We start from the raw sequence: 12,963 nt of genomic DNA, 5'->3' as shown, positions 1-12,963 counted from the left end.
GGCGACTTTGTAACTTGATCGGTAAGAATTAGCAGCCCGTTGGGCGAACCCGCTCGACTTCGAGCCCGAACGCGGGCCGCAGGCGCGTGCCGAGCACGTTGCCGACGAAGGCGGCGACGAGCCACAGCCAACCGTGGAGGCTGCCTGAAACGATGCCGCTGAAGTAGGCGCCGATGTTACAGCCATAGGCGAGGCGGGCGCCGTAGCCCAGCAGGAGGCCGCCCACCACGGCGGCGATCAGCGAGCGCGCCGGTACTTTCCAGACGGGAGCGTAGCGGCCGGCGAGCGCGGCGGCGGCCATGGCGCCGAGAATGATGCCAACGTCCATCACCGTGGTGACGTCATGTGTGACAGGCGCTGCCAGCGCGCCCGCGTTCGCGCGGGTCGCCCAGTACGGCCAGTTGGCCACGTCCACGCCCAGCGCGGCAAAAAGCTTCGCGCCCCATAGCGCGAACGCCGACGTCACGCCCCAGGGACGGCCCGACAGCGCGAGCGTCGCGAAGTTGAGCAGCACGAGCGCAAGCGCGCCGACGAAGAGCGGCCACGGCCCTTGCAGCCAGGGCGATGCGCGCGGCGCACGCGCCGGCTCGTTGACGAGGCGCCCATGGCGCCGCCGTTCGACGAAGACGGTCAGCGCCGCGATCGCCGCGAAAATCACCAGGTTCAGCGCAATGGCGGCGCCCGCGCCGAGCGCGTTGACCATCGACAGCGGCTTTAGCGCAGGCAGGGCGGTCCAGAAGGGCATGTGCGCGGTCGCCACCACCGAGCCGGTTACAAATGCCGCGAGCGTGACGATCATCCGCGTGCTGCCGCCGCCGACGGTGTACAGCGTGCCGGACGCGCAGCCGCCGCCCAACTGCATGCCGATGCCGAACATGAAGGCCCCGACGAGCACAGACGTGCCGGCGGGCGCAACGAGCCCCACCACCGGATGGCCGAACAGGCTCCCCGACGCAAGCACCGGGAAGAACAGCACGACGCCCACGGCGAGCATCAGCATTTGCGCGCGAAGCCCGGCGCCGCGGCCGTCGGCGATAAATACCCGCCAGGCCGACGTGAAACCAAATGCCGCGTGATAGAGCGACATGCCGAGCAGTGCACCGACTATATATAGCGCGGCCTGGCGGCCACTGACGGTCTGGGCCAGATACACGGCACCGAGCGCAATGAGAATGAGGGCCGTTGCAAGCGGTTTCGGGTTGAGGTCGAAACGGCGGGGCGCGGGAGAAAGAGCGGTAGAAAGTTCGGACATGATCATATTGACCGACAACGCACGCGCGCCGGCAGCCCGGCGGGCGGCTGGCGAGCGTTGTTGGCGGTCGGGCGAAAGCGCAATGAGGATCGAAAAAGATAGCACGTAGCGGATATCCGCGCAGGCGAGGGGCGCGTCGCTGTTCGCGGCTGCCGCGGCCGCCTCACCCCAAGTTTTTCAGGCGCCAGCGGTCGTCCCGAGCACGCCGCCGCCTGAGCGCTGGTTGTCGGCGAAGTCGCGCAATGCCGCCGCGGTCTGCGGATCGGCCGGAAAGAACGCTTCAATCGCGAGTTCCGACAACGTCACGTCCACCGGCGTACCGAACACGGTCGTCGTGCTGAAAAACGACAGCACGCCAAGCGGCGTGCGCAGACGCAGCGGCACCGCAATCTGATTGAGCGGGCTGTCGCCGGCCTCGGGCGGCTGCGCTCCGGGCGGCGTTGGATAAGCCGCCAGTTCGTCGCGCAACGCGCTTAGCGTTTCGTCGGCGCTCACGTCGATCTGCCTTTGCAGCCGCGCGAGCACGTGCTCCCGCCACGCATGCCAGTTGACGATGGACGAAGCGATGCCATCCGGATGCAGGGTCAGGCGCAACGCATTCACGGGCGGCTTCAGCAGATTGGGACTTGCGCCCGAAAGGAGCGGCGCGAGCGCGTTGTTCGTGGCGACGATGGTCCAGTGCCGGTCGACGGCGAGCGCCGGATACGGCTCGTGGCCCTTCAGCACCAGTTCGACGGCTTCGCGCGCGGCGCTCAATTGCGGGTCCGATAGCGGACGCTCGCGGAACAACGGCGCGTAACCGGCCGCGACGAGCAGCGCATTGCGTGCGCGCAGCGGCACGTCTAGGCGCTCGGCAAGATGCATGACCATCTCGCGGCTCGGCATCGCGCGGCCGGATTCGACGAAGCTCAGATGGCGCGTCGAGATGTCGGCTTCGGCGGCGAGCAGCAACTGACTCATCCGTCGCCGCTGCCGCCATTCACGCAGCAGATCGCCGACGGTGCGGCTGGTCGCGGGCGATGTCGAGGGGGCGCTTTGCGCAAGAGAAAGTGTGTTCATGCCACCGATGATAGCCAAAGCGCCGCGCCGATCCATTACCTGCGAGGTAATGCGCTCGACGCGTTGCCGCGCGCTGCATGTACCCGGCACCCACCGCGCGCCCTTACCTGCGACGTAATCGACGCGCAGGCCGCTAACCGCGAATCTTCACTCCGAGCCCGCCGCATGCGACCTGTATGCCGAGCGTAGCGCTCAGTCATTGCCAATCGAGGAGTTGCAGATGAACGCGCATACCGATCTGATCGACCGTTATTTCGACGCATGGAACGAGACCGATGGCGCGCGCCGTCGCCAGCTGATCGCCGCCGCATGGGCGACCGACGCCGACTACCGCGACCCGCTGATGGCCGGCTCGGGCCACGACGGCATCGACGCGATGATCCGGGCGGTGCAGGAGCGCTTTGCGCATCACACGTTTCACCGCTCGACCGACGTGGACGGTTTCGGCAACCGCCTGCGCTTTTCATGGGAACTCGTCACGCCCGACGGCGAGGCGATCGTCAAGGGCTCCGACTTCGGCGTGGTCGACGCGCACGGCCGTCTACAGGCAGTGACCGGCTTCCTCGATCAGGTCCCCGCGGGCGCTTGAGCGCATAGCGCCTGCAGCTTCGCTACCGTCATCTTCCGTGGAGACGATCATGCACGAGCCCGTTACCGCGACGGCTCATTCGCCCGTCATCGAATTTGCGCGATTCGCACACGCCATCGACGCGCTGTCTGGCGCGATCGCCGGCTTCGCGCTGCTCGCGGGCACTCGCGCGTTCATGTTCACCGCTTTGCTCGGCTGGCGCGAACCGGTGCTGGGCGGCGCCGGCTTGATGCTGCTTGCGGTCGTCGGATGGTTGCGGTGGCGTTGCTGCGGCGCGCTGCGGCGCGCTGCGGCGCGTGGGCGGCACCTCTTGCGCTCTACATTGGAATCTCTCCGAAACGCGCAACGTTGCTTGCTACAATCGATTGCCGCAATGCGAGCCATTCGAATAACCGCAAGCAACTTGCATGGAGACACAGTGCTTAAGAACCTCGATCCTCTGCTCAACGCCGACATACTGCATGCCCTGCGCTCAATGGGCCACGGCGACGAACTCGTCATTTGCGACGCCAACTTTCCGGGCAGCTCCGTCGCGCGTTCCTCGGTGCTCGGCAAGCTGCTTCATCTCGATGGCGTCAGCGCGCCGCGTGCGGTCCGCGCCGTGCTCTCGGTGATGCCGCTCGATACGTTCATCGACCAACCCGCATCGCGCATGGAAGTCGTCGGCGAGCCGCATACCATTCCTGCCGTGCAGCGCGAGGCACAGGCCGAGGTCAATGCGGCCGAAGGGCGCGACGTGCCGTTCGCGTCCATCGAACGGTTCGCGTTTTATGAGCGGGCGCGCAAGGCGTATTGCGTCATCGCCACGGGCGAGGATCGCGGCTATGGCTGCTTCGTCTTCACAAAAGGCGTTTTGCTCGCGCCCGACGCCCCTCGCTCATAGTCGCCAAGCCTGCCGCTTTGCGTCGTTCAAACGCTTGCCCGCTTGGAAAGCGCGGGCAATGCACATATGCTCAGAGGCAAAGTAGGGAACTGCGGCCTTCGAGTCGGGTCTGCTGCTTATTCATCTACAGGAGTCCCCCATGACGCGTCCCGTCGATTCCGGCGTTATTCTCGTCGCACGCATTGCGCTCGCTATTCTGTTTTTGTGGGGCGGTGTGATGAAACTGCTGGGCTATGCGGGCTTTGTCGGCTACCTGCACTCAAAGGGCGTGCCCTTCGTGCAGATCGCCGCGCCGATCGCCACGGCGGTCGAGGCATTGGGCGGGCTGCTGCTGATAGTCGGCTTCAAGGTGCGCCCGCTCGCGCTCATCATGGCGGTTTATACGGTGGCCGCGGCGGTCCTCGGCCACGACTTCTGGAACGTGACGGACGCCGCCTTGCAGCGCGACATGGTGATCCATTTCTGGAAAAACATTGGTATCGCCGGCGGTTTCCTGCTGCTGTTCGTGACCGGCGCGGGGCGTATCAGTATCGACGGTGCGCGAGCGCCGCGCAGCGGGTTGGGTCTTTGAGCGAACCACGCTGAGCGATCCCCCGCTGGTTTTGCCAGACTGACGTATTCCGGCTGCAATCAAGGGAGTAAATATGATTCAAAGTTTCGAGCAATCAATTGGCGGCAAGGTGTTGCAGTTGTGCGCGAGTCTTGGAGAAGGGCCCACGCCGCATCGCGTGATCATCAGCCTCGCCGAGTCCGCAAAAACACTCGTGGTGCTGGATGCGTCCGGGTTCCTGAGCGCGATCAAGGCCGAGATCGAAGAGCCGGAAAAACTGATCGCCGACGCCATCAGCAAGGCGCAAAGCGAAGGGCTGATCGAAGCCGCGATCAATACCGGAACGATTCAGGAGGCGTCGCTGTAGCGCGCCTCGCTGCGTTACGCGTACGGTCTTATCCACCGCTGACAATTCTGCTGACGACCCCCAAGGCGCCCGAGCCGCAGGGGTCGTTTTTCTTTTGTCGACCGCGAAGCCGGTCCCGCCAGACGAGACGCGCGACGTCAGCGCGAATTGCCGACCGGCGCGGAATCCGCCTCGCGCCGCGCCTGCGACGACGAATGCGGCTGCGGATGCACGAGGCAGCTCATCACGCCAGCGAACGCCAGCAGACCGACTGAGATCGCGGTCGCCGCTTGCATCCCCGAGACGATTTGCGTGGCCGCCGTCCCGCTGGCGAGCGCGCCGAATGCGGCCACGCCCACCGCGCCGCCCGCCTGCCGGGCCGTGTTCAGTACCGCCGACGCCGTTCCCGCGCGCCCCGCTTCCGCCGACGCCAGCACGGCAGTCGTCATCGCGGGCACGGCGAGTCCCATGCCTGACGGAATCAGCAGGAACGGCAGCAGCAAGCCGATCAGCGGCGTGCTCGCGTCGACGAGATGCAGCAGGCCGTAGCCGAGTCCGGCGGTGACCGCGCCGGCGATCATCGGCACACGCACGCCGAAGCGGCCCACCACCCAGCCGCTCGCGACATTCGAGATCAGGAAGCCGCCCGTCAACGGCAAAAATGCCAGACCCGCCTGCAGCGCCGTATAGCCGCGTACCCGTTGCAGGTAGAGGCTCAGCACGAACACCATCCCGTAATAGGTCATGTTCACGCAGATGCCGAACAGCACGGCCGCGCTGAAGCTGCGCCCGGCGAAGAGCGAAAGCGGCAGCATCGGCGCGCTCGTGCGCGCTTCGACCGCGACAAACGCGCTGCCGGCGAGCGCCGCGAGCACGAAACCGCCCGCGACGAGCGGATGGCTGAGGCCGAGCGGCCGCCATTCGATCACTGCGGCGACGAAGGCGGTCAACGCGACGATGGCGAGCGACTGGCCGCTCAGATCGATGCCGCGTGAAGCTGCATGTGCTGTCGCCGCGTCGCTCGGGGCCGGGCGAGCGGCTTCAGGACGAGCGGTTTCCGGGCGCAGGGGTTCAGGACGTGGCACCCACAGCAGGGTCGCCAGAAAACCGGCAGCGCAGATCGGCAGATTGACAAGAAAAATGCTGCGCCAGCCGAAGGCCGCGATCAGCAGGCCGCCTGCCACCGGGCCGGCCGCAATGGAGATCGCGCCCGCCGCCGTCCACAGCCCGACCGCGCGAGCCCGCAGTTTCGGGTCGTGTCCGTACGACTGATTCAGCAGCGCGAGGGAGTTCGGCAGCATCGCGGCGGCGCCAATGCCTTGCAACGCTCGCGCGGCGACCAGCATCGGAGCGTCGAGCGCGACGCCGCAAGCAAGCGACGCCAGCGCAAACAGTACGATACCCGCCGCGTACAGCCGGCGCGCGCCGAAGCGGTCGCCGAGCGCACCCGCCGACAGCATCAGCACCGCGAAGGCGAGCGTGTAGGCGTCGACGACCCATTGCAGGCCCGCGACATTGGCGTGCAGATTCGCGCCGATCTCGGGCAGCGCAATATTGACGATGGTCACGTCGAGTTGCGTGACGACGAAGCCCACGCTGACGGTCGCGAGCACGCGGCCAAGGGCGGGCGAAACGGTAGGTTTTGTGGAGTTCATGCGCTACATCGTAGGCGCGATGCGACGCACCATGTTTCGGGGCGGCGTGAAGTGTCGATGTCTGCGGAAAACTGCGAGTGTCGCGGTCTTCAGAATGGGGTGGCGAGCTAGACGTTGTCTACAGGCGAACAGGAAAACTCCGCCGCAAACCAAAACGGCGCACCCAAAGGCGCGCCGTTCGCTTCACCACCTTGAGCGCTGGATCAGCGCTTCTGCGGCGCATCCTTGATGAACAGCGTGGTCAGTGCACCGACCACGCAGATCGCGCCGACATACAGCGGCGCGGCCATCGGGTTGGACTTCATCATCAGCGACACGGCGATTGGCGTGAGGCCGCCGAAGATCGCATAGGCGACGTTGTACGAAAACGAGATGCCCGAAAACCGCACGACCGGCGGGAAGGCTTTCACCATCACGAACGGAATCGCGCCGATCACGCCGACGAGCAGCCCGGTCGCGCCATACAGCGGCACGAGCGCCGAGGCGTCGACGGAGAGTTGCTGGAACATCACGTAGTAGGTCACCGCCAGCGCAAGGCCGCCGATGAAAATCGTGCGTCCCGCGCCGATGCGGCCGGCGATCGAGCCCGCCATCACACAGCCGATGGTCAGGCACAGCGTCGCCACACAGTTGGCCAGCAGAGCGGTGGCCGGCGCAATGTGGAACTGCTTTTGCAGCAGCGTCGGCGTCATCAGAATCACGACGACGATGGCGGCGGACAGCATCCACGTGAGCAGCATCGAGACGATCACCGCGCGGCCGTGGTCGCGCAGCACGGCCTTGAGCGGCACTTCGGCGGCAATCGCCTTGCGCTGCTTCAGTTCCGCGAAGACCGGCGTCTCGTGCAGCCAGCGGCGCAGGTAGACGGAGAACATGCCGAATACGCCGCCGATCAGAAACGGAATGCGCCACGCGTAGTCCGCGATTTCGGCGGGAGCGAAGTTGCGATTGACTGCCGACGCGATCAGCGAGCCGAGGAGGATGCCTGCCGTGAGGCCCGCCGTCAGCGTGCCGCACGCATAGCCGATGTGCCGCTGCGGCACGTGCTCGGAGACGAACACCCACGCGCCCGGCACTTCACCGCCGACCGCCGCGCCTTGCATCACGCGAAACAGCAGCAGCAGGACGGGCGCCATCACGCCGATGCTCGCGTAGGTGGGCAACACGCCCATCATCAGCGTCGGCACGGACATGAGCAGCACGCTCAGCGTGAACATGCGCTTGCGGCCGAACAGATCGCCGAAGTGCGCCATGATGATGCCGCCGAGCGGCCGCGCGAGGTAGCCCGCGGCGAAGATGCCGAAGGTCTGCACCTGCCGCAGCCAGTCCGGCATCGCGGCCGGGAAGAACAACTGGCCGATCGCCGGCGCGAAGAACACGAAAATGATGAAGTCGTAGAACTCGAGCGCTCCGCCGAGAGCGGCGAGGCCGAGCGTCTTATAGTCGCTGCACCCAAGAGGGCGTGGGGTGACAGCCTGCGCTCCACCCAGATTTGTCGCTTGCATTGCTATGTCGTTGTCTTGAATTGGAAACCACGCGTCGCGTGGAAAAGCGGCGGTCGTCGGGCGAGAAGTGTGGCAACGGCTGGGTAGAGCGCGGGACACCGACGCGCCGGCCCGGGTAGGGCGGCGCGATGACGAAAGAAGCCAGCGCGGGATTTTACAGGATGAAAGCGATTCGCTTCGGGAAGTGCTTAATTAGATTGGGAAAAGTTCCGTCGATGCCGCAATTTTCCGGATCTTGGGGCGAGCCGCGCGTGTCATGCGAAGGCGGTTGTAGTCCGTCGGCCATTCGCCGATGCGATTCGTCCGAGCGCGCGTTAAATTCGGATTGATCCTATGGGATAGGGGCCAGGCGCCTTCGAGAATCGCGTCCACGCCACCTGTTAAGAGTAATCCCATGCGCATTGCCATCCTTCAACGTGATCCCGTCATGCGTCAGTCGATTGAAAAAATCCTGACGAGTGCCGGCCATACCTGCGCGGGCTACGACGACGGTCTCACCATGTCGAAAACGCTCGCCCGGTCCACCGTGGATCTGCTCGTGCTGGACTGGCACGGCACCCGTCTGTCGGGCACCGAGGTGTTGAGGACGGCGCGTGCGGTCGGCGGCGACCGCGTGCCGGTGATCTTCGTGTCGAGAGACACGTCGGAAGAAAGCATGGTGCGCGCGTTCGTCAACGGCGCCGACGACTACGTCGCGCTTCCGGTGCGGCCGGCGGAGTTTCGGGAGCGCGTCGCGGCCTTGCTGCGGCGCGCCTATCCGGACCGCTTCAGCACCTCGAGCTTCGACGTGGGCCCGTACCGATTCGACACTCATCGCCAGATCGTCATGCTGCGCGGTCAGCCGGTCTCGTTATCCGGCACGCAATACCGGCTGGCTTCGCTGTTCTTCTCGAACATTGGCCGCGTGATGTCGCGCGATCACATCTTCGCGATGGTATGGGGCCGTGAGTTCCGCGAGTTCACGCGCACGATCGACAGCCATGTGTCGCGGCTGCGCCTGTTGCTCGAAATCGAGCCGCAAAACGAGTTCCGCTTGCAGCCTGTTTACAAGAGCGGCTACAGGCTGCTGCATCTGCGTCAGGAACAGGCGGTACATGAGCAGAAGCAGGCCGCCTGAACTTTGCGGCTGGGCTCAACGGCGCGGCAACTCCGGCCGCGTTTCGAGGGCCTTCCGAATCAGCGCTTCCACCGCCGCGCGCTCTTCGCCAGCAAGAGGGAGGCGCGGCGGGCGCACCGGTTCCGTGCCGAGGCCGACCATCGTTTCGGCGAGCTTGATGTTCTGAACGAGCTTGTGCGAGACGTCGAGCGCGAGCAGCGGGGCGAACCAGCGGTAGATCGTCCGCGCTTCTTCAAGCCGTCCCGCTTTCAGCAGTTTGTAGATCGCCACCGTCTCGTGCGGAAACGCGCACACGAGACCGGCCACCCAGCCATGCGCGCCCATTAGTATGGCTTCCATCGCCAGATTGTCGACGCCGCACAGAATGGCAAAGCGGTCGCCGACCGCGTTGATCAGATCGGTCACGCGCCGTACGTCGCCGCACGATTCCTTGATGGCGACGATTTTCTTTTCGTCGGCGATTTCCGCGAACATGTCGGGCGTCATGTCGACGCCGTATGCGAGCGGATTGTTATAGATCATCAGCGGGAGAGCGCTTGCGTCGGCGACACTGCGGAAATGATGTAGCGTCTCGCGCCGGTCCGAAAGATATCGCAGTCCCGGCAGCACCATGAAACCGCTGGCGCCGCGCCGGCCGCCGGCTTCGGCCTGGCGGCAGGCGTCGAGCGTGCTGTTTTCCGCAATGGTCAGAAGCACCGGCACGCGGCCGCGAGAGGCTTCCACTGCGATGTCGAGCACCTGGAGCTTTTCGTCGAGCGAGAGCGTCGAGGCTTCGCCGAGCGATCCGCACACGATGATGCCGTCCACGCCCGCGTCGATCTGCGCTTCGATATTCTTGCCGGTCCACGCCCGGTCTATGCTGAAATCCGCGTTGAACTTGGTGGTGACTGCGGGCAATACGCCTTCCCAGATATGCGCCACGACTGCTCTCCTGAATGTGATGAGTTCAAGCGCAGTGTAAGCAGCGAAAACGCTGACGTCTTGCGTCAATCGCGCGTGGCGAATGACGATTTCGGCATAACGACAGTTTCATTTCGCGGGCGAAGAGGCTGATCGGCGGCACATTTTCTGCGGGTTCAGCAGCCCGTGCGAAGGCGAACCTGTGTGCAATGGGGACGCGCGGCAAGCGAGCCGAGCCCCTGATCGTGGCGCCGCCGATGCGCCAGAGTCGCCGTTTTAAAGTGGCGCGCTTTCGCGCATATTTCGTGCTGTGGTCGGGCGGCGTTATGCCGAAATCGTCACAATCCACGCGCAAGCTCACCAAGACTGCCGCGTTCGCCCTTCCTACCATGTGCGTCATGAAAACGCTCAATATCATCGACTCGCACACCGGCGGTGAACCGACCCGCCTCGTGGTGTCGGGTGGCCCGGAACTCGGCGGCGGAACGCTGGCGCAACGGCTCGACGTATTTCGCACGCGTTTCGACGACTGGCGCGCGGGCATCGTCACCGAACCTCGCGGCTCGGACGTGGTGGTCGGCGCGTTGCTGTGCGAACCCGACGACCCTTCATGCGCGGCCGGCGTGATCTTCTTCAACAACGTCGGCTATCTCGGCATGTGCGGTCACGGAACGATCGGCCTCGTCGTGTCGCTCGCGCATATGGGGCGAATCGGACCCGGCCGCCATCGGATCGAGACGCCGGTCGGCGTCGTGCAAGCGACGCTCAATGGCGACGGCAGCGTCGCCGTGCGCAACGTGCCCGCCTATCGTTATCGCAAGGCGGTTCCGGTCGATGTGCCGGGATATGGCGTGCTGACGGGCGACATCGGCTGGGGCGGCAACTGGTTCTTTCTCGTCGCGGAGCATGGCCATTCGCTGGAGGCTGCGCGCATTCCCGAGTTGACCGCCTTCAGCGCGGCAATCCGGGACGCGCTGATCGCGCAGCGCATCACCGGCGCGGACGGTGCGCTGATCGACCATATCGAACTCTTCGGGCCTGGCTCGCGCGACGGCATCGACAGCCGCAGCTTCGTACTGTGCCCGGGCAATGCGTACGACCGCTCGCCGTGCGGCACGGGCACGAGCGCGAAAGTTGCGTGTCTCGCGGCGGACGGCAAGCTCGCCGAAGGGGCGGTGTGGCGGCAGGAGAGCATTATCGGCAGCGTGTTCGAGGCGAGTTATGGCTGTGCCGGCGAGGGCGCATCCGCGATTCCTGGCGGCGACGGCGTGCCAGTTGTTCCACCCCGCGGCGGCGCGCCCGCGCTTTCTGCACGCGAGGGTGCCCCAGCAATTCCAACCGACGGCGCCCCAGCATTTTCAGCCGACGGCGCCCCCGTGATTGCCACCATCACCGGCCACGCGCATATCACGGCGGAAGGCCGGCTTTGCTTTGACGAGCGCGATCCGTTCGCGTGGGGCATCCGCACGGTATGACGGCGGACGCGTTGATCGTCGGCGCGGGCATTGTGGGCGCGGCGTGCGCGGCCGAACTCGCCGCGCTCGGCATGCGGGTCGAGGTGCTCGACGCGCAAGGCATCGGCGGCGGCGCGACGGCTGCGGGCATGGGCCATATCGTCGTGATGAACGACTCGCCTGCTGAGTTCGCGCTGTCGCGCTACTCGCGCGAACTCTGGCTGTACCTCGCGCCGCAGTTGCGTGCGCGCGATGCGTTCGCGCGCTGCGGCACGCTCTGGCTCGCCGCCGACGAAGAAGAGTTCCAGGCCGCCCGCGCAATGCACGCCGCCTACGAAGCGCAAGGCGTTTCGGCGGAACTGCTCGACGCGAGCGCATTGCGTGCGTGTGAACCGGCGGTTGCTGCGTCGCTCGTCGGGGGCTTGCGCATCGAGCACGACAGCATTGTCTACGCGCCGACCGCGGCCCAGTGGCTGCTGACGCAGTCGCCGGCATCCGCGAGTATTAGCGTGCGGCTCGGCGCGCGGGTTATTTCAGTCGATGCTGCCGGCGTGATGCTTGCGAACGGCGAGCGGCGCAGCGCGGCGCATGTGATCGTTGCGAACGGCCTCGGCGCTCAGGAGTTGATACCGAGGCTGCCGCTGCAACCGAAGAAAGGCCACCTGTTGATCACCGACCGCTATCCCGAACTGATCCATCATCAGTTGCTGGAGCTCGGGTATATCAAGAGCGCGCATCATGCGACCGGCACGTCCGTCGCGTTCAATGCGCAACCGCGGCCTACGGGGCAAGTGCTGATCGGCTCGTCCCGTCAGTTTCACACGACCGACCCGGCGGTCGAGATGCCGGTGCTCGCGCAAATGCTGCAACGTGCCGCTCACTATCTGCCGATGCTGCCGCAACTGAACGGCATTCGCGCATGGACCGGCTTTCGCGCGGCATCGCCGGATGGGCTGCCGCTGATCGGTCCCGCCGGCAAGCACGCGCCCGGCGTGTGGCTCGCCGTCGGTCACGAAGGTTTGGGCGTGACGACTTCGCTGGCGACTGCGAAGTTGCTCGGGGCGCAAATCGTCGGAAACGTGCCGGCCATTCCGGTCGAGCCGTTTCTGCCGAGCCGTTTCGTTTTCGTGCATGAGGTGGCGCATGACTGACAGCGGCGAGGCGCGCATTCGCTTGAATATCGACGGCGTCGCTATCGAGGTGGACGCCGGCACCACGGTGGCTGCGGCGCTCGTCCTCGCCGGTGCGAAAAGCGCAACGCGCGTGTCCGTAGGCGGCGAGCCGCGAGCCGCGTTCTGCGGCATGGGCGTCTGCCAGGAATGCCGCGTGACGATAGACGGCCGCGCGCATGCGCTCGCATGTCAGACGCTGTGCCGCGACGGCCAGACCGTGCGCACGCAGAACGTGGGCGTTCGATGACTCGGCACTTCCATGTCGCTTGTGCCTGCAATCCGCCGCAACGCGGGCCAGGCTGCGTGCGAGAGGCGGTCATCAAGCTGACGCGGCACTTCTACGTCGGATCTGCCCGCAATTCGCCTAAATCCCAGCCCGGCCGCGTGCAAAAAGTAGTCATGAAGATGACGCAGCACGTCGACGTCGGATCTTCAGCGAATTTGCCGCACCGATCGGTCCGGCCGTGCGTAAAAGCCGTCC

The 12,963-nt window shown here is 65.6% G+C and carries 13 protein-coding genes; 8 read left to right on the top strand and 5 right to left on the bottom strand.

Going from position 1 to position 12,963, the window contains the following annotated elements:
• Window positions 1-28: 28 nt before the first annotated feature.
• Together RW095_RS11095 and RW095_RS11090 are read right to left on the bottom strand one after the other, a co-directional pair.
• The gene (locus RW095_RS11095; RefSeq protein WP_317019062.1) at window positions 29-1,252 is read right to left on the bottom strand and encodes a YeeE/YedE family protein; all 1,224 of its coding nucleotides are present in this window, start codon (window positions 1,250-1,252) and stop codon (window positions 29-31) included.
• Window positions 1,253-1,429: 177 nt separating this feature from the next.
• Window positions 1,430-2,311 (bottom strand): helix-turn-helix domain-containing protein, encoded by an 882-nt coding sequence (locus RW095_RS11090; protein ID WP_317019060.1) that lies wholly within the window; start codon window positions 2,309-2,311, stop codon window positions 1,430-1,432.
• A gap of 220 nt (window positions 2,312-2,531) precedes the next feature.
• On the opposite strand from RW095_RS11090, the gene RW095_RS11085 reads away from it, so the two are divergent.
• The 4 genes from RW095_RS11085 (at window position 2,532) to RW095_RS11065 (ending at window position 4,700) form a co-directional block, all read left to right on the top strand.
• On the top strand, window positions 2,532-2,900 hold the full coding sequence (locus RW095_RS11085; protein WP_317019058.1) for a nuclear transport factor 2 family protein: 369 nt from the start codon (window positions 2,532-2,534) through the stop codon (window positions 2,898-2,900).
• A 418-nt stretch (window positions 2,901-3,318) separates the two neighbouring features.
• Entirely contained in the window at window positions 3,319-3,783 is a 465-nt protein-coding gene (locus RW095_RS11075; protein ID WP_317019821.1) for an RbsD/FucU family protein, read from the top strand.
• Window positions 3,784-3,922: 139 nt separating this feature from the next.
• Complete coding sequence (locus tag RW095_RS11070) at window positions 3,923-4,354, top strand: DoxX family protein (RefSeq protein ID WP_317019057.1); 432 nt, start codon at window positions 3,923-3,925, stop codon at window positions 4,352-4,354.
• Window positions 4,355-4,427: 73 nt separating this feature from the next.
• Complete coding sequence (locus tag RW095_RS11065) at window positions 4,428-4,700, top strand: hypothetical protein (RefSeq protein WP_020068246.1); 273 nt, start codon at window positions 4,428-4,430, stop codon at window positions 4,698-4,700.
• A 137-nt stretch (window positions 4,701-4,837) separates the two neighbouring features.
• Here the strand turns inward: RW095_RS11065 and RW095_RS11060 are convergent, their stop codons facing one another.
• Both RW095_RS11060 and RW095_RS11055 read right to left on the bottom strand, forming a co-directional pair.
• Entirely contained in the window at window positions 4,838-6,334 is a 1,497-nt protein-coding gene (locus tag RW095_RS11060; protein WP_317019055.1) for an MFS transporter, read from the bottom strand.
• A 203-nt stretch (window positions 6,335-6,537) separates the two neighbouring features.
• Window positions 6,538-7,839 (bottom strand): MFS transporter, encoded by a 1,302-nt coding sequence (locus RW095_RS11055; RefSeq protein ID WP_317019054.1) that lies wholly within the window; start codon window positions 7,837-7,839, stop codon window positions 6,538-6,540.
• 394 nt (window positions 7,840-8,233) lie between these two features.
• Between RW095_RS11055 and RW095_RS11050 the strand changes: the two genes are divergently transcribed.
• A complete protein-coding gene (locus RW095_RS11050) occupies window positions 8,234-8,956 on the top strand; it encodes a response regulator transcription factor (RefSeq protein ID WP_317019052.1) in 723 nt (240 codons plus the stop codon).
• Between the two features lie 15 nt (window positions 8,957-8,971).
• Here RW095_RS11050 and RW095_RS11045 read toward each other — a convergent pair whose 3' ends face one another.
• On the bottom strand, window positions 8,972-9,877 hold the full coding sequence (locus RW095_RS11045) for a dihydrodipicolinate synthase family protein (RefSeq protein ID WP_317019051.1): 906 nt from the start codon (window positions 9,875-9,877) through the stop codon (window positions 8,972-8,974).
• Between the two features lie 368 nt (window positions 9,878-10,245).
• Here RW095_RS11045 and RW095_RS11040 point away from each other — a divergent pair, with 368 nt between their 5' ends.
• From RW095_RS11040 to RW095_RS11030, 3 genes are read left to right on the top strand one after another with little or no spacing between them, the layout of a single operon-like run.
• Window positions 10,246-11,331, top strand: a complete 1,086-nt coding sequence (locus RW095_RS11040; protein WP_317019820.1) for a proline racemase family protein — start codon at window positions 10,246-10,248, stop codon at window positions 11,329-11,331.
• A complete protein-coding gene (locus tag RW095_RS11035) occupies window positions 11,328-12,461 on the top strand; it encodes an NAD(P)/FAD-dependent oxidoreductase (RefSeq protein ID WP_317019819.1) in 1,134 nt (377 codons plus the stop codon). The genes RW095_RS11040 and RW095_RS11035 overlap by 4 nt, the downstream gene beginning before the upstream one ends.
• Window positions 12,454-12,729, top strand: coding sequence for a 2Fe-2S iron-sulfur cluster-binding protein (locus RW095_RS11030; protein WP_317019049.1), 276 nt, complete (start codon window positions 12,454-12,456; stop codon window positions 12,727-12,729). The genes RW095_RS11035 and RW095_RS11030 overlap by 8 nt, the downstream gene beginning before the upstream one ends.
• Window positions 12,730-12,963 lie beyond the last annotated feature (234 nt).

The sequence above is a fragment of the Paraburkholderia kirstenboschensis genome, from assembly GCF_032806925.1.
GTDB classification, from domain to species: Bacteria; Pseudomonadota; Gammaproteobacteria; order Burkholderiales; family Burkholderiaceae; genus Paraburkholderia; species Paraburkholderia kirstenboschensis.
Note: the sequence above shows the minus strand (reverse complement) of the source record. Positions and strands in the feature narration are given on the sequence as shown.

Coding starts and splice junctions, on each gene's coding strand:
- RW095_RS11095 (WP_317019062.1), bottom strand. CDS start 1,252: ATGTCCGAACTTTCTACCGCTCTTTCTCCCGCGCCCCGCCGTTTCGAC.
- RW095_RS11090 (WP_317019060.1), bottom strand. CDS start 2,311: ATGAACACACTTTCTCTTGCGCAAAGCGCCCCCTCGACATCGCCCGCG.
- RW095_RS11085 (WP_317019058.1), top strand. CDS start 2,532: ATGAACGCGCATACCGATCTGATCGACCGTTATTTCGACGCATGGAAC.
- RW095_RS11070 (WP_317019057.1), top strand. CDS start 3,923: ATGACGCGTCCCGTCGATTCCGGCGTTATTCTCGTCGCACGCATTGCG.
- RW095_RS11065 (WP_020068246.1), top strand. CDS start 4,428: ATGATTCAAAGTTTCGAGCAATCAATTGGCGGCAAGGTGTTGCAGTTG.
- RW095_RS11060 (WP_317019055.1), bottom strand. CDS start 6,334: ATGAACTCCACAAAACCTACCGTTTCGCCCGCCCTTGGCCGCGTGCTC.
- RW095_RS11055 (WP_317019054.1), bottom strand. CDS start 7,839: ATGCAAGCGACAAATCTGGGTGGAGCGCAGGCTGTCACCCCACGCCCT.
- RW095_RS11050 (WP_317019052.1), top strand. CDS start 8,234: ATGCGCATTGCCATCCTTCAACGTGATCCCGTCATGCGTCAGTCGATT.
- RW095_RS11040 (WP_317019820.1), top strand. CDS start 10,246: ATGTGCGTCATGAAAACGCTCAATATCATCGACTCGCACACCGGCGGT.
- RW095_RS11035 (WP_317019819.1), top strand. CDS start 11,328: ATGACGGCGGACGCGTTGATCGTCGGCGCGGGCATTGTGGGCGCGGCG.
- RW095_RS11030 (WP_317019049.1), top strand. CDS start 12,454: ATGACTGACAGCGGCGAGGCGCGCATTCGCTTGAATATCGACGGCGTC.